3 protein-coding genes are annotated in these 2,693 nt (G+C 69.2%); 1 reads left to right on the top strand and 2 read right to left on the bottom strand.

Annotated elements, in window-relative coordinates:
• Positions 1-215 precede the first annotated feature (215 nt).
• Positions 216-1,571, top strand: coding sequence for a sigma-54-dependent transcriptional regulator (locus ACFDR9_RS27420; RefSeq protein WP_409033039.1), 1,356 nt, complete (start codon positions 216-218; stop codon positions 1,569-1,571).
• Positions 1,572-1,582: 11 nt separating this feature from the next.
• Here ACFDR9_RS27420 and ACFDR9_RS27415 read toward each other — a convergent pair whose 3' ends face one another.
• Positions 1,583-2,254, bottom strand: coding sequence for a hypothetical protein (locus ACFDR9_RS27415; RefSeq protein WP_409033038.1), 672 nt, complete (start codon positions 2,252-2,254; stop codon positions 1,583-1,585).
• Between the two features lie 60 nt (positions 2,255-2,314).
• The coding region (locus ACFDR9_RS27410; protein ID WP_409033037.1) for a GIY-YIG nuclease family protein at positions 2,315-2,693 on the bottom strand (379 nt) is incomplete at its 5' end.

Raw genomic sequence — 2,693 nt, 5'->3', positions numbered from 1 at the left:
CACTTTCGAGTGCGAAAGTGAATCGCCATCGACGCAGGCAAGAAGCGCGTCACATGGTCAGCGCAAGAATTGTCTGCCGCGCAGACTCCTAGCCCCCTCGCTGCGCGCGATTGGCGCATATCAAACGCGCGCGCCCGGCCCGCCTCTATAGTCCCTCACCACCGCAGCAGTATTAATCAGTATCGGAAGACTCGCTCAGCTTGGATGGACGTTTCATGGCGCTCTCGGTTTGGCTGGATACCCCGCAGCAGACGCAGGCCGGCAACGGCGGCACGCTGGCCTCGGCCTTGAAGCAGGCTCAGGTAACCATCCAGGCAATGCCGCCCTGCCCCTCCGGCTGCGGCGTGGTGTTGTTCGACCAGCCCGACGCGGCGCTGCTCGCGGCGCTGCGCCTGCGCTGCGCCCAAGCCACGGTGCTGGCCATTTCAACCTCGGCGCAAGCGCTGCCGGTGTCCGATATGCGCGCCGTGCTGGACGCCGGCGCCGCCGATTTGCTGCTGTGGCCGCCCGGCTCGGTCTGCGCCGAGCAGGTGCTGGCGCGCCTGAGCCGCTGGGACGCGGTGCAGCGACTGGCCGATTCGAGCCAGGTGCGCGGCCGCCTGGTCGGCGCCAGCGCGCCGTGGCGCGCGCTGGTGCGCAGCGTGGTCGAGGCGGCGGCCTTCACCCAGGCGTCGGTGCTGATCACCGGCGAGACCGGCACCGGCAAGGATGTGATCGCGCAGCTGATCCATGCGCTGGGCGACTACAAGGGCGAGCTGACGGTACTCGACTGCACCACGCTGTCGCCGGAACTGGCCGGCAGCGAACTGTTCGGCCACGAGCGCGGCGCCTTTACCGGCGCGGCCAACCCGCGCGACGGCGCCTTCGCCATGGCCGACGGCGGCGTGCTGTTTCTCGACGAGGTAGGCGAATTGCCGTTGGCGATGCAGGCGCAGTTGCTGCGCGCGATACAGGAACGCAAGTACAAACGGGTCGGCAGCAACACCTGGCAACCGAGCCAGTTCCGCCTGGTCTGCGCCACCAACCGCGACCTGGAGGCGGAGGTGGCGGCCGGCGGTTTCCGCGCCGACTTGTATTACCGTATCGCCGGCTGGCGCTGCCGGCCGCCGCCGCTGCGCGAACGCCCCGGCGACATCCTGCCGCTGGTCGCGCATTTCCTGGCGCAACTGTCGGCCCAGGGCCAGGCTTGCGAGCTCGATCCGGCCGTGCGCGAGTATTTCCTCACCCGCGACTATCCCGGCAATGTGCGCGACCTGCGCCAGGCCGTCACCCGGGTCTGGCAGCGCCACAGCGGCCCCGGCCCGATCACCATCGGCGACTTGCCGCCGGACGAGCGGCAGGCGGCGGCGGCGGCGGCGTGGCCGGACCGCTATTTCGAAGCGGCGATCGGCCACGCCATCGACCTGGGCATCGGCCTGTCGCGCATCAGCCAGACCGCCGCCGAGATGGCGATACAACTGGTGCTACAGCAGGAAGGCGACAACAACCAGCGCGCCGCGCTGCGTCTGGGCGTGACCGACCGCGCCTTGCAGATCCGCCGCAAGGCCAGGGCGCTTGTGGCGAAGCCGTGATACCGCCGGCGTCACCAGTCGCCCATGACGACGATGTTGTTGCCGCGCCGGCGCCAGCGCCCGCTCTGCGTCTCGGCTTCGCCCTCTTGCGCGCCCTCGGTTTGCATGTGCGCCGCCGCGGCGTCGGGCACGTGCCGGCGCACCGCCTGCGCCAGCGCGTCCCGCAGCGCGCTCGGGCTGCCGTCGCCGTCGGCCGCCAGGCGCGCCGCGCTGCCGGCGATGCGCACGAAACGGCGCGCCATTTCCATCTCCCGCTGCTCGTAGTGCATGCCTTCGAGTTCAACTTCCAGGGCCTGGCTGACGGCGCTGCCCAGCGCGCTGCCCAGCGCCGTGCCGACGCCGGGTATCGGGATCATGCTGCCGAGCGCGCCGCCGACCAGGGGCAGCGCTTGCTTGGCGATGGCCTTCAGGGCGCCGCCCAGCGGCTTGGCGACCTTGCCGACGAAGGAGCCGACTTTTTTGACGCCCTTCCAGATGCCCTTGAACATTTTTCCGAGGAATTGGTCGAGTTCAGCCTCGCTCGCCACCGACAGCAACTCCATCGCCAGTTCCATTTCCTCGGCTTCGCTGAACGGGCTTTCGTCGGCGACTTCGAGGAAGCCCCAGCTTTGCCGGCCGAACTCCAGCACTTCAAAGGCGCCGGTTTCGCGGCACGCGCCGCATGTGCAGTCACTCTTATGCATGGTGCTACTCCCTGTTGTGGTGTTGATTCGAACCAAGCCAGATGCCAGGGCCGCCCGGCCCTACCATTCGTAGCCGAGGATTTCCTGCTCCATTTCGCGGCGCTGGTTGGTCAGCACGTTGGCGTTGTTGGCGAACATGTCGGTGTGGATGCGCCGTTCCAGCGCGCGCCGTTGCGGATCGCTGAGGGTCGGCATTTGCGCCACGTAGACCTTGTGCTTGGCCAGCGACAGCCCCATCATCCGCGCGCACAGCAGGTGCTGCTGCAGGCGCTGGCGCAGGTCCCTGGTCTGGCCGCTGTAGGCGCGCGGCTGGTTGTCGACGCTAAACTCGATCAGGTACAGGCCCGGTCCGCTGGCGGCGGGGTTGCTCAGCGCGCCGCCGATGGCGCCCAGCGCCTGGTACGGCGGGCGCTGGCGCGCCGGCAGGCGCGCCAGCGCC

It is taken from the genome of Janthinobacterium sp. CG_23.3 (assembly GCF_046115965.1).
Taxonomy (GTDB): Bacteria; Pseudomonadota; Gammaproteobacteria; order Burkholderiales; family Burkholderiaceae_D; genus Janthinobacterium.
Note: the sequence above shows the minus strand (reverse complement) of the source record. Positions and strands in the feature narration are given on the sequence as shown.